Origin of the sequence: Bradyrhizobium sp. (assembly GCF_050014615.1) — a bacterium.
Classification (GTDB): Bacteria; Pseudomonadota; Alphaproteobacteria; order Rhizobiales; family Xanthobacteraceae; genus Bradyrhizobium.
On the sequence record NZ_JBEKCZ010000044.1, the window covers coordinates 1 to 21,768 of the forward strand.

Genomic DNA, 21,768 nt, shown 5'->3' on the forward strand with positions numbered 1-21,768 from the left:
TCGGCCCAATCCCGATCTCGGTGAAGGCGGTCTTGGTCAATTCCGCATTCGGATAGTCGGACAGCTCCCACGGCACCTCGTCAAACGCGTAAAGACCGTCGACCGACTTGCCGGTCTTGAGCACGTCGAACAGGTTGGTCGTGCTGGAGACCGCGAATTTCGGCTTCGATCCGACACCGACGGTCACCAGCGCAGGATAGACGCGCACGGAATCCGGGCCCCACAACGCCGTCAGAATGCCGTCGACCGACCGGTCCAGCTTCAACAGGAACGGCAGCGGATCGGAGGCGTTCGGCGGCAACGCGATCGACTGCACGACTTCCCCGCCGGCCGCCTTCAGCGCGGCGGCAAATGCGTCACGCTGCGAGTGGCCAAACGCAATATCGGAAATCACAATGCTCCATTTCTTTCCGATCTTGTCGATCATCCACTTCTGCGACGCCCGCGCGGCCATCGAACTATTGGCCACGAAGCGATAGAGATAGGGATTGGCCATCTCGGTGGTGATCGAGTCGGTGCGCGACAGCGGCAAGTAGACCACGCCGGCGTCGCGCGCGATCGGCACGCTGGCAACGCCGATGCCGCCCGATCCCGAGCCAACCACGAAATCGCAACCGTCCTCCTCGATCAATTGCTGCAGACGGCGAATGCCGACATCGGTCCTGGTCTCGGTGTCGACGCTGACCACCTTGATCGGCCGGCCGGAGATGCCGCCGCGCTTGTTGTGCCAGTTGGCGGCTGCGACCACGGCGCGCTGCTCCCACAACCCGTCATGGGCGAGCGCACCGGTCAGGTCGCCCTGAATGCCGAGGACAATCGGGTTTGCGGTATCGCTAGCCGCAAAGACACGGGAGGACAGGCCCGCCGCGAGGCCGACGCCGGCGACGGCATTGAGGAAAGAGCGGCGCGACGTGAGCGATGCACTTCGTGTCATTGGTTACTCTCCTGGGGATAAAGCGACGGTCTTGTCGCGGGATTCAAAAGATTCGGAGGGCGCGTCGGCGGCGCTCTGGTCCGTATCGGCCAGGCGGCCGAACAGGCCCATCACGCCGTGCGGACACAGCAGCGCGGTTCCGATCAGCAGCGCGCCGACCAGCGCGTCCACATAACGGATGACACCGGAGGCGAACTCGACGGTCGGATAAATGACGATGATCCCGATCAGCGCGCCGAACGGCGATCCCAAGCCACCGACCGTCGCCCACAACACGGCATTGAGGGACAGCAGCGGATCGAACAGTGCCGTCGAGACGTGTCCGACGAGAATGCAGTACGCCGCGCCGCCGAAACCGCTGACCGCCGTCGATGCCGCAAAGATGAAGATGCGCCTCAATTCGACATTAAAGCCGAGTTGCGCGCTGCGAATTTCGTTCTCACCGATCGCCCGCATGACGGTCCCGAACGGCGTGGTACGAAGCAGCAGGTAAGTCAGCAGATACAACGCTGCCGGAACCAGCACGAGATAGTAGGTCGCAACACTCACCCCGATGGCGGCCGGCGCGCCAAACAGCGAGACCGTGTGCCGGAGCGTGAGGCCGTCCTCGCCGCCGGTATAAGTCGTAAGCGAACCGGCGATCAAAAGGCTGATGGCGCCGATCGCCAGGGTTCCGACCACCGCCGAGTGTGCGCCTTTCATCCGGACGACGGGAATCGCCGTCACCAGCCCCGCGACCGCGCAGACCGCCGCGCTGCCTAGCAACACCAGCGTCAGTTCCGACGTTACGTGCTGGCACAGATAGAACGCGCAATACGCCCCAAGCGCAAAGAACGTTCCGGTGCAGAACGACAGAACACGGCCGAAGCTGTGACTGATCTCGAGCGCCAGTGCGATGTAGAGAAAGGCTAGCATCTGCGCGGCCACAAACAAGCTGTAGCGGCTTGCGAGGGCCGGCAGCAGCGCCAGGGCGCCGAGCATGAGAATACCGATGCCAGTTCCGAGCTGGCCGGCCCACGCGTGTCTACGCATGCCGTCCTCCGAAGATTCCGTTCGGCCAGATCACTAGCAGTGGCAGAAGCACGACAAGTGAGATCACTTCAGCTTCGGTCGGCGCCACAAACGTCGCGGCGATCCCGCGCACCACGCCGAGGGCGATGGCAACGGTCACGGTGCCCAACAGGTTCTTGGCGCCGCCCACCACGACTACGATGAAGCCGGTGCCGAGAATGGCGAGCCCCATCTGGAACTGGGCACTGGCGATCGGCGTCACCAGCGCGCCGGCCAGTGCGGCGAGGAAGCTGCCCAGAATGATCGTGGTCCGGTTCACGCGCTTCGGCGACACGCCGGCCATCAGCGACAGATCACGCGATTCCGGTACCGCCCGCATCCACAACCCCTGCTTGGTGAAGCGCAGGAAGCAGAACACGCCCGTGATGGCGGCGATCGCGCAACCCGCGACCACGAGGCGATAGACCGGGTAGAATGTGCCAAAAATCTCGATCGAGGCCGAGAGAGGGTCGTCGACCGAGATCGAGGCCGATCCGAACAGCGCCAGGGCACAACTGTCGATCACGAGCAAGAGGCCAGCCGTTGCCAACAATCCGATCAACGGTTCGGCACCGACCACGCGGTCGAGCACCAAGCGGTTGATGATGATGCCGACCACGGTCACGATGGCGACCGACAGCACGACGCTGAGAACGAAATTGAGGCCGTGAACGCTGACGAAGGTCGCGGTCAGCATGGCGCCCAGCATGTAGAACGAGCCATGCGCGACGTTCATCAGGTTCATCAGCCCGAACGTCAGACTGAGGCCAAGCACGATCATTGCAAAGATCAATCCCCACACGACGCCGTTCAGGCACTGGAAAATGAGCAGCGGCACGGTGTCCATGGTTCACCCGATCGCTTGTTGCGAAATGGATCCGATGCAGCAGAACGCGCCCTTCGAGGCGGAGTGCGCCGCCTTGGGTCCGATCTTGAGAACCTTGTGGCCCTGGATGGTGAGGAGCGAGCCGCAGAGGACGTCGCACTCCCGGCGGGTGCTCGGCTCGACGCCAACGACCGCAGCCGCCCGAGCTGTGCGCTCCGAGGTAGTCACCATCTCGTCGCTGACGTCCCTGCGCTGCATCGCGCCAATCCTGATCCTGATCTTGATCCATATAGCTATATCAAATAGCAATATCTTATAGCAAGTTTAAAGATGAGCCAAAGCGCGGCTGTTTTTGCGGCGACATGCCCATGGAGCGAGCACCGCGGTCCCGGCGCACGGTACGGGGCCTGCCATTTGTTGGGAGGCCGGCATCGGATTCCTGCACGATTATGCTGCCCAGCGAGATCCGGGATGAAAGGCCGTCTTGCCCTCGGTGAGCTTCGATCGAACCTGTTGGATCGTCACTCATGCCGATCTTCATCGACTCGCATGCGTCAGAGCTGTGATCGACTGCATGGTCAACGCGGTGACGGCGGAGAAGGCCATTTTCAAGAGAAATTAGCGCAAGAACTGGAGGAAAGGTCGATGGGCGTGGAATGGATAATCGCACCAGTTTCGCACCAGAAACGACCTGACCGAAACGCAACGAACACGACTGAATCCGAACGAAAAGACAGCAAAATCAACGAAGCTGATCGATATTCTGCCGCTCATAACGGTCTGGTTGCAGGTTCGAGTCCTGCCGGGCCCACCAGCCTTCGCTCGCTTCGCGAGCTACGGCTCGGCAAGCCAAACCCAACTCGTTCTTAGCGAAGCGACGAAGGCTGCCGCGCCGAAGCCCCACAGGGCGAAGGCGGGCTGGGCCCGCGAGCTACGGCCGGGCAAGCCACACGCGTAGCGCAGCCACGCAAGACCGCCAGCCTAGCCGCCTGCCTGCTCGCTTCTCTGCAGCGACAGTTGCGGCGAATGGGCTTCAAGAACGCTGTCCAATGTCGACGCGCTGGCGGCGCACATCGCCTGCGAGACAACGTTGCCGGAACGCTCGAAGGCATGGGCGAGCGCCTGGAATTGGGACGCGGCGAGCCGCAGTATGGAAACCGGGACTGGAACATGGCCATCCCGGGACAGCGTCACCAGTTGCTGCTCGAAGCTGGCGCTGTTCGCCCGCGCCTGCCGAAGCTGCTCTTCGGCTTCGTTGGCCCGCCGCACATTCGCTTCGAGCAACGTTGCCGCGCGCAGCAAGTGCTCGGCGTTGGAGCCGGTCGACATGAGGTCCGCAAATCTGTGCAGAAACCGCAGGATGATTTCTAGATCTGGGGTCTCTGGTGTTGCGTTCATGGACCGTCTGGGCATGGACAAGTTGCGCGAGTCTAACTGATTCGTTGCTTTCGCCTATCCCAACCGTCGGCTGTCCCCCACGCGCCGGCCCATGACCCGCATCGGCGGCAGGGTCCGGCGCACGCGCCGGCCGGGTCGCCGCCGCAGCCGTCGAACCAAACGCCGGGCCGGCGAGACCAAAAGGGTGGCGGCAATGGGCTCCGCCGACGGAGGGCGTTGTCATGGCTGGCCGGATCGCCATCGTGTCGCGATTGATTGTCTCGGCATTTCTGATGTGCGCCGGCATGGGCTCGGCGGCGCATGCCGAAAAACGCGTGGCGCTGGTGATCGGCAATTCGGCCTACCGCGCCGTTCCCGCGCTGCCAAATCCCACCGCCGACGCCAGACTGATGTCGGACACGCTATTGTCGCTCGGCTTTTTCGTGGTCGGCGGCGGCGCCCAGCTCGATCTCGACAAGGCCGGTTTCGACAACGCCCTGCAGCAGTTCGGCCAGCAACTGGCCGGCGCCGACGTCGCGCTGTTCTATTATGCCGGCCATGGCGTGGAGACCCACAGCCTCAATTATCTGGTCCCGGTCGACGCCCATCCGCTCGATGAAGGCGACATCTTTGCGCAGGCGATCGGCACCGCCGGCATTCTCGACCAGATGGAAAAATCCGGCACCAAGATCAACCTCGTCCTGCTCGATGCCTGCCGCGATGACCCGTTCAAGGATATCGGGGGGAAATCGAAGGACGGCGGCCTTGCGCAAATGCAGGCCCCGCCCGGGACGTTGATTTCGTTTGCGACCCAGCCGCGCAGCGTCTCGCTGGATGGCGACGACGGTCACAGCCCCTATACCAAGGCGCTGGCCGACACCATGCAGCGCCCCGGCTATGGCCTGTTCAAGACCTTCAACGAAGTCGGACTGGCCGTGGAGAAGGCGACCGGCGGCTCGCAATTGCCGTGGGTGTCGTCCTCGCCGATCGCGGGCAATTTCTATTTCGCCGGCAAGCCCGCCCCTGCCGCCAGCACGCAAGTCGCGGGCCCCCCCGGCACCACGGCTCCCATCGTGGAAGCGCGGCTGTCGCCGTCAGACGATAATTGGCGCCGCGATCTCATCACCGATTGTGACCGGCTGGCCGGGATGCCCTACGACACCGGACACGCGCCGGGCCTGCCGGGAATCGAAGTCGACAAGATCGATGTCGCCGCGGCCGCCAGGGCCTGCAACGACGCGATCGCGCAATATCCCGACGTGATACGATTCACATTCGAGGCGGGGCGCGTGGCGATGGCGCGGAAAGACTACGCCGAGGCGCGGCGGCTCTACGAAAAAGCCGCCGCCGACGGCTACGCCATGGCGATGAACAATATCGGCGCCATGTACGAGGGTGGCTCGGGCGTTGCCATGAATTACAACGAGGCGGCACGCTGGTACGGCAAGGCCGCGGCAGCGGGCGAGCCGATCGCGATGATCGATCTCGGCTGGCAGTATGAAACCGGCCATGGCGTGTCCAAGGATTATGCCGAGGCCGTTCGGTTATACGAGGCGGCCGCCAAGGCCGGCGTGCCGGCAGGCATGAACAATCTCGGCCTGCTTTATATGGGCGGCAAAGGCGTTGCCCGCGATTACGACGAAGCGCGCCGCCTGTTCGAACAAGGCGCGGCGCTGGGCTGCGCCGCCTGCATGAACGGACTGGGCGCCATCTACAATGACGGCGACGGCGTTCGCCGCGACGTCAAAGTCGCCCGGCAATGGTTCGAAAAAGCCGCCGCGCTGGGCAATCCCGAGGCAAAGCAGAATTTGCGGGGAATGCGAAAGTGATGGGCACGGCGCGTCTTACAACCTTTTGACTGTAATAAAGGGGTAGTTTTGGTATAGTCGTTTCCATGACAGCAAAAATACTCAAAGAAGTCATGCGGCGCGTGGAGACTTGGCCGGAACAGGCCCAGACCGAGCTTGCGCAGATCGTGCTTGAAATCGACGCTGGACTTGAAGGCGGTATCTACCATGCGAGTCCGGAAGAACTCGCGGGCGTGGATCGCGGCCTGAAAGCGGCGCGAGAAGGACGGTTTGCTACGGACGATCAAGTTGATCGAGCCTTTGAAAAACATCGTCCTGCATGAGGGTCGTTTATACCGACGAGGCGCTCGAAAACCTCGACGGAATTCTTGGCTACATCGCGTCCAATTATCCGACGGCGTATGAAGGGTTTCAGAGACGCTTACGATCGGTCGTTCACCGCATTGGCGACTGGCCCGACAGCGCCCAAGAAGTTGCGGAACGGCCGGGTGTGCGGGTCGTGCCACTCATCCGATATCCCTACAAAGTGTTTTATCGGAACACCGGCCGCATGATTGAGATATTGTATATCCATCACGTTGCTCGAGAAGAGTAGTGCGCCGATCGAGCCGAAGGCAACAGAGCGCACCCGTCATTAGTACAGCCAACCACGGAGCCCTTCATGCGCGCCTTCGTTGTGCTAGCCGCATTGCTGCTCAGCCTCGCTTCGCCCGCGCGTGCGGCGGACGATGTCGCCACCGCGCAAGGCATCATCCGTTCCCAGGTCGAAGCGTTCAGCCGTGACGACGCCGCGACGGCCTATTCCTACGCGGCGCCCGCGATTCAAGGCATGTTCCCGCAGGCCGATATCTTCCTGGGCATGGTCCAGCGCAACTATGCGCCGGTCTATCGCCACAAGAGTTTCGAATTCGGCGAGGCCCGCGCCGTCGACGGCAAGATCGCCCAGCAGGTTCACATCGTCGACGCCGACGGCGTGCCCTGGGAGGCGCTGTATACGCTGGAGCTGGAGCCCGACGGCAGCATCAGGATCAGCGGCTGCGTCCTGCTCAAGACGGGCCAGGGAGTATAAAATTCACGCCAGCGCCAGCCGTAGCCTCGAGCGGATCAACAGCCCGACCATGATCGTGACATTGAGCGCATTCCACGCCAGCCCGTTGACGAACGCGGCGGCGTAGGAGCCGGTGGAATCGAAGATCACGCCGGATACAAAGCCGCCAAACGACATGCCGAACACCGAGGCCAAAATCACCAGACCGACGCGGGTCGCGGCCTGCGCCGCCGGCATCGATTCACGCACGATGATGGCGTAGCTCGGCACGATGCCGCCCTGGAACAGGCCGAACATCGCCGAGATGATGTAGAGCGACGAGAGGCCGTCGAAGAACAAATAGAACAGCAGCGCGAATCCCTGCGCGGCCGAGCCGATCAGCAGCGTGCGGATGCCGCCGATCCGGTCGGCGAGAAATCCCGACCCGATGCGGCTGACGATACCGAACGCCATCATCAGCGACAGCATTTCCGCGCCCCGCGCCACGCCGTAGCCGAGATCGCCGCAATAGGCGACGATGTGGACCTGCGGCATCGCCATCGCCACGCAGCAGGAGATGCTGGCGATGCACAGCATCACCGTCAGCGTGTTGGTCGAGAGCCGCAGATCGACCCGCGGCGGCGGCGCGTTGGCGTGACTGCGCGCCTTGGCGCCGCCCATCCGCGTGCGCAGCAGCCACAGCAACAGCGTCATTGCTCCCGCGCAGAACAGGCCAATCGCGATATGGGTGGTTCGCCAACCGGCCCGCTGCACGCCCCAATTGACCAGCGGCGGCCAAATCGTGCCGGCGACGTAATTGCCGCTGGCGACAATGGCCACCGCCAGGCCGCGATAGCGTTCGAACCAGTACGAGGCCTCCGTCATCAACGGCGCGAAGGTCGCCGACGTCCCGACCCCGATCAGGAAATACACCGCGATGAATTGCCACAGCGTGGTCGACAATCCCGCAACGACATAACCGACGCCGAGAAAGGCGATGCTGAGTCCGATCGCCGCCACGATCCCGAGGCGATCGGTGATCTTGCCGGTGACGACGCTGCCAAGGCCGAAGCCGAGCATGGTGAGCGTGAAGGCCAGCGATATCGCCCCGCGCGTCGCGCCGAATTCGGCCTGGACCACCGGAAGCACGACCACGACCGTCCACATCCCGGCGCCGCCGACCGAGCCGATCAGCAGCGCGAGCGCAAGCCTCACCCAGGCCTGACCGGAGTCGGGCGTGAATGGCGCTGATTCCTGGGTGTTGGAGGGAGCGTGCACGGCGGCAACTTCCTCGCCCGCAGCTCCGCGGTCAAGCAACATGGCGCGATATTGGGCATGCAGATGCAGTGCAACCGAACCTGGGTGCAACGCAGCGTTATTCCGCCTTCGCGCCGGCGCGTGCCCCAAGGAAAACGCCCGCAGCTGCAGCCGCGATCGCGCGTTAACCCTTTACTAACCATAAACCGGGCAAAATTTGCCCAGTGACAAAGTTGAGTGTCGTCAGCCGCGTAAAACGGGGGAGTACCCGTGGACGCCAGTGCGGTGCCTCACTTTCGAAACGGTGGTCTATCGGCCGCCGCGCAGTCGTTTGGCGCCCGTGACCGGCATTCGCGGGGGGAAGCAGTAAGCATGGTCGACGTCACGGCAGGTCAGGGCGCAGGGGCGCCTGGAAGCGGGTTTCCGAGTTTAAAGGAAATCGGCAATATCCTGATGCGCGGCGATCTCGGGCTGGCGTTCGGCATCCTCACCATTCTGGTGGTGCTGATCCTGCCCCTGCCCTCGATCGTGCTCGATCTATTTCTGGCGATCTCGATCACGCTGTCGATCCTGATCCTGATGACGTCGCTGTTCATCCAGGCGCCGCTGGAATTCTCCTCGTTCCCGACCATCCTGTTGATCTCGACCATGCTGCGGCTGTCGCTCAACCTCGCCTCCACGCGGTTGATCCTGTCGCGCGGCCATGAGGGCACCGACGCCGCCGGCCACGTCATCGAAGCCTTCGGCAATTTCGTGATGGGCGGCAATTTCGTGATCGGAATTATCGTGTTCGCGATCCTCGTGATCGTGAATTTCGTCGTCATCACCAAGGGTTCGGGGCGCATCGCGGAAGTCGCGGCCCGCTTCCACCTCGACGCCATGCCGGGCAAGCAGATGGCGATCGACGCCGATCTCTCGGCCGGCCTGATCGACGAGAAAGCCGCCAAGGAACGGCGCAAGGCGCTGGAAGACGAAAGCGGCTTCTTCGGCGCCATGGACGGTGCCTCGAAGTTCGTGCGCGGCGACGCGGTCGCGGGCCTCCTGGTCGTGTTCATCAATATCATCGGCGGAATCATCATCGGCGTCGCCCAGCAGGGCCTGAGTTTCGGCGAAGCCGCGCGCACCTACACCCTGCTGACCGTCGGCGACGGCCTGGTCACTCAAATTCCGGCGCTGATCGTCTCCACCGCCGCGGGCCTCTTGGTCTCGAAGGCCGGCGTCAGCGGCGCCGCCGACAAGGCGCTGATGAAGCAGCTTTCCGGCTATCCGCAGGCGTTGGGCATGTCGGCCGGCGTGATGCTGGTGCTGGCGATGCTGCCGGGCATTCCGATGCTGCCCTTTCTGTTGCTGGGCGGCGGCGCCGCCGCGCTGGCGATTTCAGCCCGCAAGCAAAAACGCGCGACCACAGCGGCGGCGGCCCATGCGGCGGCCGCTCCTGCCGCTGCAGCCGCGGCAGCCAGCGCCTCGGCGGAAGAGCCGATCTCGACGGCGCTGAAGATCGACGACCTCAAGATCGAACTCGGTTACGCCCTGCTGCCGCTGGTGAATGGCCCTGACGGGACCGACCGCCTGACCGAACAGATCAAGGCCCTGCGCCGCTCGCTGGCGATCGAGATGGGCTTCGTGATGCCGGCGGTGCGCATTCTCGACAATGTGCAGCTCGAGGCGAACACCTACATCATCAAGATCAAGGAAGTCGATGCGGGCACCGGCCGGATCTGGCCGAACCAGTTCATGGTCATGGACCCCGGCGGCAGCCAGGTCTCCGTGCCCGGCATTCACACCATCGAACCGACCTTCGGACTGCCGGCGACCTGGGTCGACGCCAGCCTGAAGGAGGAAGCCTCGCTGAAGGGCTATACCGTGGTCGACGCCGCGACCGTGCTTTCGACCCACCTCACCGAGCTGCTCAAGAACAACATGTCGGACCTGTTGTCCTATGGCGAGGTGCAGAAGCTCCTGAAGGACCTGCCGAAGGAACAGGGCGAACTGATCAAGGACATCGTGCCGGCCCAGGTCACGATCTCCGGTATCCAGCGCGTGCTTCAGCTGTTGCTGGCCGAGCGCATCTCGATCCGCGATCTCTCGACCATTCTCGAAGGCATCGCCGACGCGCTGGCATTCTCGCGCAACCCCGCGACCGTGGTCGAACATGTTCGCGCCCGGCTGGCGCGCCAGATTTGCGCGCAGAATACCTCCCACAACGGCTATCTGCCGCTGATCGCGCTATCCGCGAAATGGGAGCAGGCCTTTGCCGAGTCGCTGATCGGTCAGGGCGACGAACGCAGCCTCGCGATGCAGCCTTCCAAGCTGTCGGAGTTCATGACCGTGGTGCGCGAACGGTTCGAACAGGCGGCCCGCGAAGGCGAGGCGCCGGTATTGGTAACCTCGGCGGCCATCCGTCCCTTCGTACGCTCGCTGGTCGAGCGCTTCAGGTCGCAAACCACGGTGCTGTCGCAGGCCGAAATCCATCCCCGGGCGCGGCTGAAGACGGTCGGAAGCGTTTAGAGCCTCGGTTCTGATTGAATCAGAACCGAGGCTCCAATCTCTTGTTTTGACGCGTTTTCTTCACGCGAACCGGTATCCACGGAGCCTGTCATCGGGCGCACATTCGCGCGACCCGTTGGCTTGAAAACGCTCTAAGGCGCAACCGAAGCGCGGTGCCTTTTCGCCACAGGCAAACGATTTATTGGTCCGGCGAGATTGGCGGCCATTTTGCGCTGCGAAACGTACAAACTAATAACATTATGAAACTATTGAATTATTCTGGATTCTAGTCTGCCGGCTGAAAAACCCAATCGCGGGCGATCAAGTCTTTTCACTGCCTTGTGATCGCCTCTTCGGAACCTAAAGGCGAATCCCCACGTTTCCTGTCCTGAGATGTTGAACCGGCCGGCGGACGGACGAGACAAATCCGCAAGTGGCAGGCGGCAGGAGGCTTCCATGAACCATTCGATCTACAGCGCAGATCGCTCGACCCACCTCAAGATCGTGGTGGTCGCGCTCGTTGCAGGTATCGCGGTGGCGGGCTTCGGCATCTCGGCTCGTACCAGTTCGGACGACGGCTATACGCAGACCGCGCGCGTGATCAAGGCCGGCAAGCCGGTGACAGTCACCAGTTCGAACGCCTCGGTGGTGCGCTAATGATTTTGTGAATTCACGCGGCGCTTTACCAGCCCCCAAAGTCGCCATGTGAGTATGTAGAAGACGCAACTACCCCAAGTAACTACCCCAAGTAACTACCCCCAAGTCGACTACCGAAAACGCCCGCTCCCCACGGGCGTTTTCACTTTTTGGGGGGTATTTGGCAGCGATGCAGGCAGCGCTCAGCGGGCCGGTGCACGCGGCGGCGCGGCCGACGGAACGGCCTCGACCAGTTTGCCGGTAAAGACCGGTGCCGAATGCGGGTTGCCGTCCGGCGAGCCGCCGGCCTGCTCGACCGTCACCGCATAGGTCGCCGCATTGACGATGTCGGTATCGTAGGACGCCAGCACCGCACGCGCGGTGAAGTCGCCGCCGCCGATCACGCCCAGTGAGCGCGGCCGCGGTAGCCTGTCCGAGATCAGCCACAGTTCGAAGCTTTTGCCGGGGTCGGCGGCGGCACCGACCTTGCGAACCGTGAAATTCCTGGTCGCCCCGTCAACCGTGAGAATGAACGCCGGCGACCCGCCGTCCTTCTGCAGCACGGCGACATATTGCGCCGATGGCGCCGGAGCGGCCGGGGCCCTGGCCTCGACCCGCTGCGTGCGCGGCGCGGGACGCATGCCTTCGGGAAGCCAATCCGGCTGAAACAGCTGAATCCCGATCAGCGCGACCAGAGCCGCCGCGATCGCCGAGGTGAAGGTCGCAACGCTGCGCCAGCGCCTGACACTGCCCGACAGCTGGATCACATTGGAGCGCTCCAGCACGGCGGCGGATTCTTCGATCTGATGGACAGCCGGCGGCGAGGTCTCCGGAAGCACGATCGGCGCTTGCGGTTCGGAATGTCCCACCGCGGCCTTTATCTTTTCCCAGACCTCGGGCCTCGGCTCGACCGATCCGACCATCTGGTTGAGGACGCCGAGCTTGTGCTCCCACGCCTCGACCATCGCCGTGAAGTCCTTGTCGACGGACATCATGGTTTCAACCTGCGCGCGCTCATCGACATCGAGAGTGCCGAGTGCGTATTCCGCGGCGAGCGCGATATGGTCTTCGCTGTAGGCCATCTAAAGTCCGAGGCACTCCCTGATATCCATCATGCTGCGGCGCAGCCAGGTCTTCACCGTATTCACCGGCGTCTCGAACTTCGCCGCCAATTGCTCGCGGCTCCAGCCATTGTAATAGGCCAGCAACACCAGCTTTTGCCGATCGGGCTCCAGACGGCCAACGCATTCCAGCATCCGCTTCAGTTCTTCCGTCATCTCCCGGCGCGCCAGCGGATCCGGCGTGTCGGCGGCCACTTCCATCGCCGCCGGCTCCTCTTCGATCGACACTTCACTGCGTTTGCGCACGACGTCGATGGCACGGTTACGGGCGATCGACGCCATCCACGTGATCGGCGAGGACAGGCCGGGATTGAACTGTCCGGCACTGCTCCAGATCTTGACGTAGGCCTCCTGCACGACCTCCTCCGCGAGATCCTGTCGCCGCAAGATACGAAGTACGACGCCGAAGAGTTTCGCGCGCGTGGCGGCATAAAGGCGCTCGAAAGCAGCCTCATCCCCCTTCGCCACGGCGGCAATCAGCCAGACCAACTCAGCTGGCGTCAGCATTCAGCGTCCCCAAAATCGCGATGCCCCATCGCTTTCGTTCACCGGAGCGGCAGTCCAGATGTGTCCGGATGTGTCGTATCATACCTTGGGCCAAATCGGTCCACCAAGCCAGCGATGGCAAGACCTGGGGGAGATTGGCCCGTGGAAACCTGGCCCGTGGAAACTTGGCCCATGGAAACTTGGCCCATGGAAATTGATCAAGAAAAACCCGGGCCTCGCGGTCCGGGTTCTGACAATCCTGTAGATGCGGAAGCAAAAAGCCTCAGGCAACGGCCCCGATCCGGGCGCGCATCAGGCCGATACTGTCGAGGTCGGCCTGTTCCCGGGCGTTCTCTTCGGCCCGCTCGCGTGCCTGATCGCGCTCGTCCAGCAGTTCGACCTTCTTGAGTTCGTCGAAGGCTTCGCCCAAGAGACTTTTCGCGTCTTCCAGCTGAATACGCAGTTCATCGGCGGAACGGGTCAGATTCTCCCGCCGCTGGATCGCCGCCTTGGCGTAGGTCGGATAGGCGAAATGCGAGGGATCGTTGATCCCGGCGCGTTCCTGCTCGGTGTGGATTTCGCGCTCGAGGTCGACCGACATACGCTGGAAATCGGCAATCATGCCCTCGATCTGGGCGACCCTTCGGCGCTTTTCATCGACCTGAAATTTCTTCAGGCGGATCAGCGTTTCACGTGACTTCATCGACTCATACTCCCAGAAGTCCCAATTTCAACCTGGGACAAAACCGGCATCCCCCCAGGGCCCCACCGGCAAAACGGCTTGTATGGCGCGGATGATGGCCTGACAAAGTTAGCGTTCCGTTTCCAAATTCCGCAGTATTTGCTCAAGCTTGCGGTAACCCTCATTTAGGCCGCTGACCTCGTCCTTGGCCTGGCGCAGAAAGCTCTCGAGCGGCTCGTGCAGCCGGATCGCCTCGTCGACCTCCGCGCTCGAGCCGGCCCGATAGGCCCCGAGCCGGATCAGTTCCTCCATATCGGCATAGGTCGCCATGACCTGGCGCCCCCGCATGATCACGGGCAGGAAGGCCGGATCGGCCGATTTCGGCATGGTGCGTGACACCGATTTGAGAATGTTGATCGCCGGAAAACGGCCGCGTTCGGCGATCGCCCGCTCCATCACGATATGGCCGTCCAGAATGCCCCGGACCGCGTCGGCGATCGGCTCATTGTGATCGTCGCCATCGACCAGCACCGTGAAGATGCCGGTGATGGTGCCGACGCTGGTGCCGGGACCGGCGCGCTCCAGCAGTTTCGGCAATTCGGTGAACACGGTCGGCGTATAGCCCTTGGCGGTCGGCGGCTCGCCCGCCGACAGGCCGATTTCACGCTGGGCCATGGCAAAACGGGTCACCGAATCCATCAGGCACAGCACGTCCTTGTTTTCATCGCGAAAATACTCGGCGATCGCCAGGGTCAAATAAGCCGCCTGCCGCCGCATCAAGGCGGGCTCATCGGAGGTCGCCACCACCACCACCGAGCGCGCCAATCCCTCGTCGCCGAGGTCGTCCTGCAGAAATTCCTGCACCTCGCGGCCACGTTCGCCGACCAGGCCGATCACCGTGATATCGGCGTCCACGTTGCGCGCCAGCATCGACAACAGCACCGATTTGCCGACGCCGGAACCGGCGAAGATGCCGAGCCGCTGGCCGCGGCAGCAGGTCAGAAATGTATTGAGCGCCCGCACCCCGAGATCGAGCGGCGCACCGACGCGTTTGCGCGAATGCGCCGGCGGCGGCGAGTTGCGATAGGGCATCGGCGACGGGCCCTGGGGCAGCGGACCCTTGCCGTCGATCGGCTCGCCCATCGCGTTGACGACCCGGCCGAGCCACGACGCCGAAGGGCGCACCTGGCTTGCGGCATTGGCGATGACGGCACGGCAGCCGCGCCTGACCCCTTCAAGGCCGGCAAACGGCATCACCACGGCATTGTTGCCGGAAAAGCCGATGACTTCGGAGGGGATGAAGCGGTTGCCGCCGGTCTCGATCACGATGCGGGCGCCGACCGACATCGCATGAATCGGCCCGGCGATCTCGACCATCAGGCCGCGCACGCCGACCACGCGGCCATAAATATTGACGCCGTCGATGTCGCTGATCTGCTCGGCGAGCGCCTTCATTGCGAAAACCTTAAGTTTTCGCGTTTTGTAGCCGCGCCCTTAACTCGGTGTTTACCCGCATCGTTAATCATTACGTCACTGTCTTTGGTGACTGAGAACGCTCGACCGTCAGAAGGAAGGTCGAGTCGTGAGAGTCGGTTAGGCCCGTCTCTTAATCTAGGACTCGAACGGGATTGGGTACAAAAAGCTGCTTGGACGCAATATCTTAGGGCGATTCGACAAAAATTGCACGGATAGAGCTTGCGGATACGAATCAGATTTTGTTAACCATATGTCGTCAGGATCCGAATCAGTTGTTCAAAGGCGTTTTGAGTGCCGCAAGTGCGGCCGACCTGACGCCCGGAGCGGCGACTATAGGGGACTGGCATGCGCGTTCTGCTGATAGAAGATGACAGCGCCGTCGCGCAGTCGATCGAGCTGATGCTTAAATCCGAGAGTTTCAACGTCTATACGACGGATCTCGGGGAAGAAGGCGTCGATCTCGGAAAACTATACGATTACGACATTATCCTGCTCGACCTCAACCTGCCCGACATGTCCGGTTACGACGTGCTCAAGCAGCTTCGGGTGTCGAAGATCAAAACACCCATTCTGATCCTCTCCGGCCTCGCCGGCATCGAGGACAAGGTCAAGGGTCTCGGCGTCGGCGCCGACGACTACATGACCAAGCCCTTCCACAAGGACGAACTGGTTGCGCGCATCCATGCGATCGTGCGCCGCTCCAAGGGCCACGCCCAGTCGGTGATCCAGACCGGCGATCTCGTGGTCAATCTCGACACCAAGACGGTCGAGGTCGGCGGCCAGCGCGTGCATCTGACGGGCAAGGAATACCAGATGCTGGAGCTGCTCTCGCTCCGCAAGGGCACCACGCTGACCAAGGAAATGTTCCTCAACCATCTCTATGGCGGCATGGACGAGCCGGAACTGAAGATCATCGACGTCTTCATCTGCAAGCTGCGCAAGAAGCTCGCCAACGCCTCCGAAGGCCGCAACTTCATCGAGACCGTGTGGGGCCGTGGCTATGTGCTGCGCGAGCCGCACGAGGTCGAAGAGCGCATTCCCGCCTGACCACGCTTTTACCGTGAGCCTGTTCGGCCCACTCCTCCCAGACTGGACCCCGCCGCAAATGGCGGGGTTTTTGTTTGGGGATTGAACGCGTGATCTGGGTGCGCCGACAGACGGGGTGTGCGACGCTTGCGCCATCGCGACTCGGGGGCCTCTCATGATTCTTCAATCACTGGCCGGACTGCCGGCGTTCCTGCTCTATTTCTGCACCGCCATCGTTGTCGTCGTCGCCTACCTCTTCGTCTACACCCGCGTCACGCCGCACGACGAATTCCAGCTGATCCGCGACAACGATCCCGCGGCCGCCATCGCGCTCGGGCTCAGCCTCGTCGGTTTCGTGCTGCCGGTGGTCAGCGCCATCGCCCACTCCGCCAATATCGTGGATTGCCTGATCTGGAGCGCGATCGCGCTGATCGTCCAGATCGCGGTGTTTTTCATCGTCAAGATACCGGTGCCGAACCTGTCGGCGAAGATCGCGGCGGGCGAACTTGCCGCCGCGATCTGGCTCGGGCTGGCCTCGCTCGCCGCCGGCGCCCTCAACGCCGCCTCCATGATCTATTGAGCATGGCCGCGCCCCCGACCACGGAGTTCGGCAAGCGCAAGCCGGTTACGCCTGCGGTCCAGACCACGCCGCCGGTGAAACGCTCGCGCCATGTAGCCCTGCTGCTGATGGGCACCTTCGCCATTGGCGGGGGCGCCTATGCGCTGACGCCGCGCGGCAACTGCGAACCGAAATCGCCGGGAATGGCGGCGCCATCATTGCCGCAAACCAGCACCGACTGTTCCTCGCGCGGATATTCCTCTGGCGGCGGTCACGGCGGATACTGGTCGCGCCGCAGCAGTTTCTTTGGCGGCGATTCCTCGCCGAGCTCTTCATCGCCGGGCACAGCTTCCGAGTCGGGTGTGACGCGCGGCGGGTTCGGTTCGTTTGCGCGCGCGTTCGCGGCACATTTTTCCAGTGGCGGTTGACAGTGAACCACAGCGCGCGCCGCAGGGTGCCGTGACGCATTGGCCGTCCGCTTGCCTTGCGCCGGCACACAGGCCTAAGTTACGAACGATAGATTCAACCCGCCATTTGAAATTCTACCCCGAGGCTGCACCATGAAACGCTCGCGCCGCGTCGTCCTGACCATGATGGGTACTGCAGCGATCGGCGCGGTATCGATGGGTTTTGTGCGGCGGCGCGATTGCGGCCCCGGCTTGCTTCGTGAAGTGACGCGCGGCCCGGATGGGCGCCTCATCGCCACATGCCGGGGCGTGGCCTATGGCGGCTTCGGCGGTGGGCCGGGCCGATTCCATGGGCACGGCCATGTGCATGGCGGCGGCTAGCGCCGTCCCGTGCAGCGCCTTGCCTGCCGTGAACGCGACGACTGGCGTGCTACCGCGCAGGCGTGCGGATTCGATTTTCACACCATTGACGGCGAGCGCTATTGGGACGAACGCGCATGCTACGCCTTCACGCTCGATGAGATCGAACATCAGATCGAGGCCCCGTCAGGCGAGATCGATGCGATGTGCCTCGAACTCGTCGGCCGCGCGATCGACGACGAACGCTGCTTGCGCCGCCTGAAGATACCGGAAGCGTTCTGGCCGCTGATCCGCGAAAGCTGGCGTCGCGGCGAAGCCAGCCTCTATGGCCGGCTCGATCTCAGTTTCGACGGGCGCGGTCCGGCGAAACTTCTGGAGTATAACGCGGATACGCCGACGTCGATTTTCGAGGCGGCGGTGTTTCAATGGACCTGGCTCGAACAGGCGGTCGAGCGGCACATCCTTCCCGCCGATGCCGACCAGTTCAATTCGCTGCATGAACGCCTGATCGACGCATGGAAGAAAATCGGCAACGGAGTTCACCTTCATCTCGCCGGATCGACCGGAAACGCCGAAGATGCGGGCACGCTCGCCTATCTCGAGGACACCGCGCGACAGGCCGGTCTTGCGACCACCCTGCTCGATATCGAAGCTATCGGATGGCGTAACGACGGCGGTTTCGTCGATCTCGACAACCGCCCGATCGAACTGGCGTTCAAACTCTATCCCTGGGAATGGATGTTTCACGACGCCTTTGGCGCGCAGCTTGCGAGCGCGTCGACGCGCTGGATCGAACCGCCGTGGAAGGCCATCCTCTCCAACAAGGGCATGCTGCCCCTGCTGTGGGAGATGTTTCCCGGTCACCCCAATTTGTTGCCGGCTTTTTTCGAGGACGACCCGAACGCCGCCATGCTGGGCACTACCTTCGTACGCAAGCCGCTATATTCCCGCGAAGGAGCCAACATCGCGCTGATCCGCGCGGGCGAGACGGTGGCGGAACAACAGGGGCCGTATGGCGCCGAGGGTTTTATCCGTCAGGCCCTGGCGCCGCTGCCGAATTTTTCCGGTCAATATCCGGTGCTCGGCAGCTGGCTGATCGACCACGCGCCATGCGGGCTGTCGATCCGCGAGGACGAGAATCCGATCACCGGAAATACCTCGCGATTCCTGCCGCACGCGATCCTGTAGACCGGGAAAGCGGCTACCGGCGCCACCGAGACGTCGCGTTCAGCGCGCTACCGATGCAACCGCCCGCAAGGCCTGCGGCATGCCTGCCGCGGCACCGGGCCGCGCCGTCCGGGTGCCGTTCGGGCGGTAAAGCCCGCGCCGTTCCGGATACGGCTTGAAGGCGTCGGAAATCCCGACCACGGATTCGGCAGCGCCCAGCACCAGGAAGCCATCGGGTTCGACCATCCTTGCAAGGCGCTCGAAGATGCCGGCCTTGGTATCCTGATCGAAATAGATCAGCACGTTCCGGCAGAAGATCACGTCGAACGTTCCAAGTTGCGAAAAGTCGTGCAACAGGTTCAGTTGACGATACTGCACCATGGCGCGGATATCGGCGTTGAGCTGCCACAGCTCTCCGATCTGGGTGAAATACTTGACCAGCAATTGAATGGGCAACCCGCGCTGGACCTCGAACTGGCTGAAGATACCGGCTCTGGATTTCTCCAGCACCGCTTGCGACAGATCGGTGCCGATAATTTCGACCCGCCATCCGGCCAGCGCCGAGCCGAGTTCCTTCAGGCACATCGCAATCGAATAAGGCTCCTGCCCGGTCGACGAAGCCGCGCACCAGATCCGCAGCGAACGGCGGCTGGCACGCGCCTGCAGCAGCGCCGGCAGCATGGTGTCGCGCAGATGATCGAACGGAACCTTGTCGCGGAAGAAGAAGGTCTCATTGGTGGTCATCGCCTCGACCACTTCGGCCGTCAGCGCGTCCGGTCCGGACTTCATTTTCTGGACCAGTTCGGTGATTCCCGGGAGGCCGACCTTGCGGGCCAGCGGAATCAATCTGCTCTCGACCAGATATTGCTTGTCGGGTGACAGATCGAGACCAGAGCGCTCTTTCAGAAGCTTGCGCAGGAATTCATAATCCATGGGTGTCACGAGCGATCTCCTGAAAACAATCGAACCAGTTTTGGCGCAATCTGATTGAGCGGCAGAATGGCCGCACAAATACCCGCATTCGCGGCCGCGCCCGGCATTCCCCAGACCACACTCGAAGCTTCATCCTGGGCGATCACGCTGCCGCCGGCCGCAACAATATCCTTGCCGCCGCGCATGCCGTCCGAGCCCATGCCGGTCAGCACCACAGCCAGAACGCCGCCCTGCCAAACATCGACCGCCGAAGCGAACAGCGGATCGACGGCGGGCTTGCAGAAATTGACCGGCGGCCCGTCATCGAGCGCGATCGCGGCGTCCGCGCCGTGACGTACGACGCGCATATGGCGGCCGCCCGGCGCGAGATAGATATTGCCAGCCTTGACAATCTCGCCGTCGACGGCTTCACGCGCCGGCCGATGGCTTGAGCGCGCCAGATGCTCGGCCAGAATCGTCGTGAAGGTGGGCGGCATATGCTGGGTGATGAGCACGGGAAAACGGTCGATCACCGCGCCGATCTCGCCGACCAGCGACATCAGCGCCTGCGGACCGCCGGTCGATGATCCGATCAGAAGCACGCGCGGCGCCTGCGCGCTGAACGCGCGGCGCAGCAACGGCGGAGTGGCAACCGGCGCCGCCGGCCGGGCCAACGGCTCGCGGGCCGGCGCCAGCGACGGGGCCAAGGAAGCTGGAGCCGTACGGCGGACCTTGGCGCCGAGATGGCGAATTTTCTGAATGAGATCGTGGCGGAAGGTTTCGGCGGCTGCGGGTTCGCGGGTGCTTTCCGGCTTCGGAATGTAGTCCGATGCGCCGAGCGAGAGCGCCTTGAAGCTGATCTCCGCGTTGCGGCGGGTCAGGGTCGACGCCATGATGATGATGAGGTTGCGTTTCTTGGCCAGCAGCAACGGCAGCGCGGAAATGCCGTCGAGTTCCGGCATTTCGATATCGAGCACGGCAACATCGGGATTGATGCGCTCGATCTGGTTGACAGCGTCAAGGCCGGTACGCAGCGATGCCGCGACAACCATATCGGGTTCGGAAGAGACCCAGCGGGAGATCATCCCTCTGATGACGACGGAATCGTCGACCACCATCACCCGCAGCTCCTGCTGCGTCGCATTCGGGGTCACGGAACTTGTCAACGCAACACTCATTACTCACCCAGCAAGGCTCAAGCGATACTTCGAACGATAACGCCGAGGGCCACTGAGCCGCCGGATCAAATTGTCAAATCAAATAAGACCGACTTCCTGGAACTTGGCGGTCACGATATCCTTGTCGAACGGCTTCATGATGTATTCGTTGGCACCGGCATGAAGCGCGCGCGCGATGTGCGCGACATCGTTTTCGGTAGTACAAAACACCACCTTGGGCTGGTCACCGCCGGGCATGCGGCGGAGATTGCCGAGGAATTCGTAGCCGTCCATCACCGGCATATTCCAGTCGAGCAGAATTGCCTCGGGCAATCCGCGCTTGCACACTTCAAGCGCTTTCTCGCCGTCCTCGGCTTCGACGATCTGGAAATCCAGGCCTTCCAGGATGCGCCTTGCGACTTTTCGAATGACGCTTGAGTCATCAACGACTAGACATGTTTTCATTTCAGCCTCTGCTTCTCATCCCGAGGGGACGTTTCCAGTGCACTTGCTTTACGCTTTGTCTGCCGCCGGCTACGCCGCCAGCAGGTCCGGCACGATTTCGAGAACACGGTCGACGTCGAGGACGACCATCAACTGACCGTCGAGGCGATGCACGCCGCCGGCCAGTTTGGCCATGCGCGGATCGAGGTTGACGGGGTTTTCCTCCCGGCCGTCGTCGGGAAGCTTGAGCACTTCGCCGATCTGGTCGATCAGGAGGCCATAGGATTCGCCGCGCAGGTCGACGCCCACCGCCATCGGCGGTTTGCCGTCGTCGTTCTTCGGCAGGCCGAGACGGGCGCGCATGTCGACAACGGTGACGATGCGACCGCGCAGATTGAGCACGCCCGCGATCTCAGCCGATGACAGCGGCACCCGGGTCAGCCGCTCCGGCATGAACACGTCCTGCACGCGCGAGATCGGCAAGCCGAACAGCTGTCCGCCGATCAAGGCGGTGACATATTCGGCAACGGCGCCTTCGTTGGTTTCGGTCTTGTTGGTCATACTGGCTT

General features: G+C 62.8%; 25 protein-coding genes. 11 read left to right on the plus strand and 14 right to left on the minus strand.

Annotated elements, in window-relative coordinates; translation table 11 throughout:
• The 5 genes from ABR948_RS09770 to ABR948_RS09790 form a co-directional block, all read right to left on the minus strand.
• Positions 1 to 934 (minus strand): ABC transporter substrate-binding protein (locus tag ABR948_RS09770; protein WP_428116471.1); only part of this gene is annotated, 934 nt, incomplete at its 3' end.
• Between the two features lie 3 nt (positions 935 to 937).
• A complete protein-coding gene (locus ABR948_RS09775; protein ID WP_428116474.1) occupies positions 938 to 1,966 on the minus strand; it encodes a branched-chain amino acid ABC transporter permease in 1,029 nt (342 codons plus the stop codon).
• Positions 1,959 to 2,831, minus strand: a complete 873-nt coding sequence (locus ABR948_RS09780) for a branched-chain amino acid ABC transporter permease (protein WP_428116477.1) — start codon at positions 2,829 to 2,831, stop codon at positions 1,959 to 1,961. Before ABR948_RS09780 ends, ABR948_RS09775 begins: the two co-directional genes overlap by 8 nt.
• Positions 2,832 to 2,834: 3 nt before the next feature.
• On the minus strand, positions 2,835 to 3,068 hold the full coding sequence (locus ABR948_RS09785; protein WP_428116480.1) for a hypothetical protein: 234 nt from the start codon (positions 3,066 to 3,068) through the stop codon (positions 2,835 to 2,837).
• A gap of 723 nt (positions 3,069 to 3,791) precedes the next feature.
• Positions 3,792 to 4,139 carry a hypothetical protein gene (locus tag ABR948_RS09790; protein WP_428116483.1) on the minus strand — a complete coding sequence of 116 codons (348 nt, stop codon included), beginning with the start codon at positions 4,137 to 4,139 and terminating at the stop codon, positions 3,792 to 3,794.
• A gap of 290 nt (positions 4,140 to 4,429) precedes the next feature.
• Between ABR948_RS09790 and ABR948_RS09795 the strand changes: the two genes are divergently transcribed.
• From ABR948_RS09795 to ABR948_RS09810, 4 genes are all read left to right on the plus strand, one after another.
• Positions 4,430 to 6,016 (plus strand): caspase family protein, encoded by a 1,587-nt coding sequence (locus ABR948_RS09795; protein WP_428116486.1) that lies wholly within the window; start codon positions 4,430 to 4,432, stop codon positions 6,014 to 6,016.
• A gap of 65 nt (positions 6,017 to 6,081) precedes the next feature.
• Complete coding sequence (locus ABR948_RS09800) at positions 6,082 to 6,318, plus strand: hypothetical protein (RefSeq protein WP_428116488.1); 237 nt, start codon at positions 6,082 to 6,084, stop codon at positions 6,316 to 6,318.
• Positions 6,315 to 6,590 carry a type II toxin-antitoxin system RelE/ParE family toxin gene (locus ABR948_RS09805; RefSeq protein ID WP_428116491.1) on the plus strand — a complete coding sequence of 92 codons (276 nt, stop codon included), beginning with the start codon at positions 6,315 to 6,317 and terminating at the stop codon, positions 6,588 to 6,590. The genes ABR948_RS09800 and ABR948_RS09805 overlap by 4 nt, the downstream gene beginning before the upstream one ends.
• A 66-nt stretch (positions 6,591 to 6,656) precedes the next feature.
• On the plus strand, positions 6,657 to 7,064 hold the full coding sequence (locus ABR948_RS09810) for a DUF4864 domain-containing protein (protein WP_428116493.1): 408 nt from the start codon (positions 6,657 to 6,659) through the stop codon (positions 7,062 to 7,064).
• A 3-nt stretch (positions 7,065 to 7,067) separates the two neighbouring features.
• On the opposite strand, the gene ABR948_RS09815 is transcribed toward ABR948_RS09810, so the two are convergent.
• Positions 7,068 to 8,342, minus strand: coding sequence for an MFS transporter (locus tag ABR948_RS09815; protein WP_428116496.1), 1,275 nt, complete (start codon positions 8,340 to 8,342; stop codon positions 7,068 to 7,070).
• A 309-nt stretch (positions 8,343 to 8,651) separates the two neighbouring features.
• On the opposite strand from ABR948_RS09815, the gene flhA reads away from it, so the two are divergent.
• Complete coding sequence (gene flhA / locus ABR948_RS09820) at positions 8,652 to 10,787, plus strand: flagellar biosynthesis protein FlhA (RefSeq protein ID WP_428116498.1); 2,136 nt, start codon at positions 8,652 to 8,654, stop codon at positions 10,785 to 10,787.
• Positions 10,788 to 11,222: 435 nt separating this feature from the next.
• On the plus strand, positions 11,223 to 11,423 hold the full coding sequence (locus ABR948_RS09825; protein ID WP_428116501.1) for a hypothetical protein: 201 nt from the start codon (positions 11,223 to 11,225) through the stop codon (positions 11,421 to 11,423).
• A 182-nt stretch (positions 11,424 to 11,605) separates the two neighbouring features.
• On the opposite strand, the gene ABR948_RS09830 is transcribed toward ABR948_RS09825, so the two are convergent.
• The 4 genes from ABR948_RS09830 to fliI form a co-directional block, all read right to left on the minus strand.
• Positions 11,606 to 12,484 carry an anti-sigma factor gene (locus ABR948_RS09830; protein ID WP_428116503.1) on the minus strand — a complete coding sequence of 293 codons (879 nt, stop codon included), beginning with the start codon at positions 12,482 to 12,484 and terminating at the stop codon, positions 11,606 to 11,608.
• Entirely contained in the window at positions 12,485 to 13,030 is a 546-nt protein-coding gene (locus tag ABR948_RS09835; protein ID WP_428116505.1) for a sigma-70 family RNA polymerase sigma factor, read from the minus strand.
• Positions 13,031 to 13,292: 262 nt separating this feature from the next.
• Positions 13,293 to 13,712 (minus strand): flagellar export protein FliJ, encoded by a 420-nt coding sequence (gene fliJ, locus ABR948_RS09840; protein ID WP_428116507.1) that lies wholly within the window; start codon positions 13,710 to 13,712, stop codon positions 13,293 to 13,295.
• 108 nt (positions 13,713 to 13,820) lie between these two features.
• Entirely contained in the window at positions 13,821 to 15,146 is a 1,326-nt protein-coding gene (gene fliI / locus ABR948_RS09845) for a flagellar protein export ATPase FliI (protein WP_428116509.1), read from the minus strand.
• Positions 15,147 to 15,512: 366 nt separating this feature from the next.
• Between fliI and ctrA the strand changes: the two genes are divergently transcribed.
• From ctrA to ABR948_RS09870, 5 genes are all read left to right on the plus strand, one after another.
• Positions 15,513 to 16,214 carry a response regulator transcription factor CtrA gene (gene ctrA, locus ABR948_RS09850; protein WP_007600544.1) on the plus strand — a complete coding sequence of 234 codons (702 nt, stop codon included), beginning with the start codon at positions 15,513 to 15,515 and terminating at the stop codon, positions 16,212 to 16,214.
• A 154-nt stretch (positions 16,215 to 16,368) separates the two neighbouring features.
• The gene (locus ABR948_RS09855; protein WP_428116514.1) at positions 16,369 to 16,773 is read left to right on the plus strand and encodes a DUF350 domain-containing protein; all 405 of its coding nucleotides are present in this window, start codon (positions 16,369 to 16,371) and stop codon (positions 16,771 to 16,773) included.
• Positions 16,774 to 16,775: 2 nt separating this feature from the next.
• On the plus strand, positions 16,776 to 17,180 hold the full coding sequence (locus ABR948_RS09860) for a hypothetical protein (protein WP_428116517.1): 405 nt from the start codon (positions 16,776 to 16,778) through the stop codon (positions 17,178 to 17,180).
• A 132-nt stretch (positions 17,181 to 17,312) separates the two neighbouring features.
• Entirely contained in the window at positions 17,313 to 17,540 is a 228-nt protein-coding gene (locus tag ABR948_RS09865) for a hypothetical protein (RefSeq protein ID WP_428116520.1), read from the plus strand.
• Between the two features lie 9 nt (positions 17,541 to 17,549).
• Positions 17,550 to 18,707, plus strand: a complete 1,158-nt coding sequence (locus ABR948_RS09870) for a glutathionylspermidine synthase family protein (protein WP_428116523.1) — start codon at positions 17,550 to 17,552, stop codon at positions 18,705 to 18,707.
• A gap of 39 nt (positions 18,708 to 18,746) precedes the next feature.
• On the opposite strand, the gene ABR948_RS09875 is transcribed toward ABR948_RS09870, so the two are convergent.
• From ABR948_RS09875 to ABR948_RS09890, 4 genes are all read right to left on the minus strand, one after another.
• Positions 18,747 to 19,628 carry a CheR family methyltransferase gene (locus ABR948_RS09875; RefSeq protein WP_428116526.1) on the minus strand — a complete coding sequence of 294 codons (882 nt, stop codon included), beginning with the start codon at positions 19,626 to 19,628 and terminating at the stop codon, positions 18,747 to 18,749.
• The gene (locus ABR948_RS09880; protein ID WP_428116528.1) at positions 19,625 to 20,776 is read right to left on the minus strand and encodes a protein-glutamate methylesterase/protein-glutamine glutaminase; all 1,152 of its coding nucleotides are present in this window, start codon (positions 20,774 to 20,776) and stop codon (positions 19,625 to 19,627) included. The genes ABR948_RS09875 and ABR948_RS09880 overlap by 4 nt, the downstream gene beginning before the upstream one ends.
• A 78-nt stretch (positions 20,777 to 20,854) precedes the next feature.
• Positions 20,855 to 21,220, minus strand: a complete 366-nt coding sequence (locus ABR948_RS09885; protein WP_072820222.1) for a response regulator — start codon at positions 21,218 to 21,220, stop codon at positions 20,855 to 20,857.
• Positions 21,221 to 21,289: 69 nt separating this feature from the next.
• A complete protein-coding gene (locus tag ABR948_RS09890; protein WP_428116530.1) occupies positions 21,290 to 21,760 on the minus strand; it encodes a chemotaxis protein CheW in 471 nt (156 codons plus the stop codon).
• Positions 21,761 to 21,768 lie beyond the last annotated feature (8 nt).

What these genes read in the sequence shown, in the direction of transcription:
- ABR948_RS09775 (WP_428116474.1), bottom strand. Translation starts at nt 1,966, where the DNA reads ATGCGTAGACACGCGTGGGCCGGCCAGCTCGGAACTGGCATCGGTATT.
- ABR948_RS09780 (WP_428116477.1), bottom strand. Translation starts at nt 2,831, where the DNA reads ATGGACACCGTGCCGCTGCTCATTTTCCAGTGCCTGAACGGCGTCGTG.
- ABR948_RS09785 (WP_428116480.1), bottom strand. Translation starts at nt 3,068, where the DNA reads ATGCAGCGCAGGGACGTCAGCGACGAGATGGTGACTACCTCGGAGCGC.
- ABR948_RS09790 (WP_428116483.1), bottom strand. Translation starts at nt 4,139, where the DNA reads ATGTCGACCGGCTCCAACGCCGAGCACTTGCTGCGCGCGGCAACGTTG.
- ABR948_RS09795 (WP_428116486.1), top strand. Translation starts at nt 4,430, where the DNA reads ATGGCTGGCCGGATCGCCATCGTGTCGCGATTGATTGTCTCGGCATTT.
- ABR948_RS09800 (WP_428116488.1), top strand. Translation starts at nt 6,082, where the DNA reads ATGACAGCAAAAATACTCAAAGAAGTCATGCGGCGCGTGGAGACTTGG.
- ABR948_RS09805 (WP_428116491.1), top strand. Translation starts at nt 6,315, where the DNA reads ATGAGGGTCGTTTATACCGACGAGGCGCTCGAAAACCTCGACGGAATT.
- ABR948_RS09810 (WP_428116493.1), top strand. Translation starts at nt 6,657, where the DNA reads ATGCGCGCCTTCGTTGTGCTAGCCGCATTGCTGCTCAGCCTCGCTTCG.
- ABR948_RS09815 (WP_428116496.1), bottom strand. Translation starts at nt 8,342, where the DNA reads ATGTTGCTTGACCGCGGAGCTGCGGGCGAGGAAGTTGCCGCCGTGCAC.
- flhA (WP_428116498.1), top strand. Translation starts at nt 8,652, where the DNA reads ATGGTCGACGTCACGGCAGGTCAGGGCGCAGGGGCGCCTGGAAGCGGG.
- ABR948_RS09825 (WP_428116501.1), top strand. Translation starts at nt 11,223, where the DNA reads ATGAACCATTCGATCTACAGCGCAGATCGCTCGACCCACCTCAAGATC.
- ABR948_RS09830 (WP_428116503.1), bottom strand. Translation starts at nt 12,484, where the DNA reads ATGGCCTACAGCGAAGACCATATCGCGCTCGCCGCGGAATACGCACTC.
- ABR948_RS09835 (WP_428116505.1), bottom strand. Translation starts at nt 13,030, where the DNA reads ATGCTGACGCCAGCTGAGTTGGTCTGGCTGATTGCCGCCGTGGCGAAG.
- fliJ (WP_428116507.1), bottom strand. Translation starts at nt 13,712, where the DNA reads ATGAAGTCACGTGAAACGCTGATCCGCCTGAAGAAATTTCAGGTCGAT.
- fliI (WP_428116509.1), bottom strand. Translation starts at nt 15,146, where the DNA reads ATGAAGGCGCTCGCCGAGCAGATCAGCGACATCGACGGCGTCAATATT.
- ctrA (WP_007600544.1), top strand. Translation starts at nt 15,513, where the DNA reads ATGCGCGTTCTGCTGATAGAAGATGACAGCGCCGTCGCGCAGTCGATC.
- ABR948_RS09855 (WP_428116514.1), top strand. Translation starts at nt 16,369, where the DNA reads ATGATTCTTCAATCACTGGCCGGACTGCCGGCGTTCCTGCTCTATTTC.
- ABR948_RS09860 (WP_428116517.1), top strand. Translation starts at nt 16,776, where the DNA reads ATGGCCGCGCCCCCGACCACGGAGTTCGGCAAGCGCAAGCCGGTTACG.
- ABR948_RS09865 (WP_428116520.1), top strand. Translation starts at nt 17,313, where the DNA reads ATGAAACGCTCGCGCCGCGTCGTCCTGACCATGATGGGTACTGCAGCG.
- ABR948_RS09880 (WP_428116528.1), bottom strand. Translation starts at nt 20,776, where the DNA reads ATGAGTGTTGCGTTGACAAGTTCCGTGACCCCGAATGCGACGCAGCAG.
- ABR948_RS09885 (WP_072820222.1), bottom strand. Translation starts at nt 21,220, where the DNA reads ATGAAAACATGTCTAGTCGTTGATGACTCAAGCGTCATTCGAAAAGTC.
- ABR948_RS09890 (WP_428116530.1), bottom strand. Translation starts at nt 21,760, where the DNA reads ATGACCAACAAGACCGAAACCAACGAAGGCGCCGTTGCCGAATATGTC.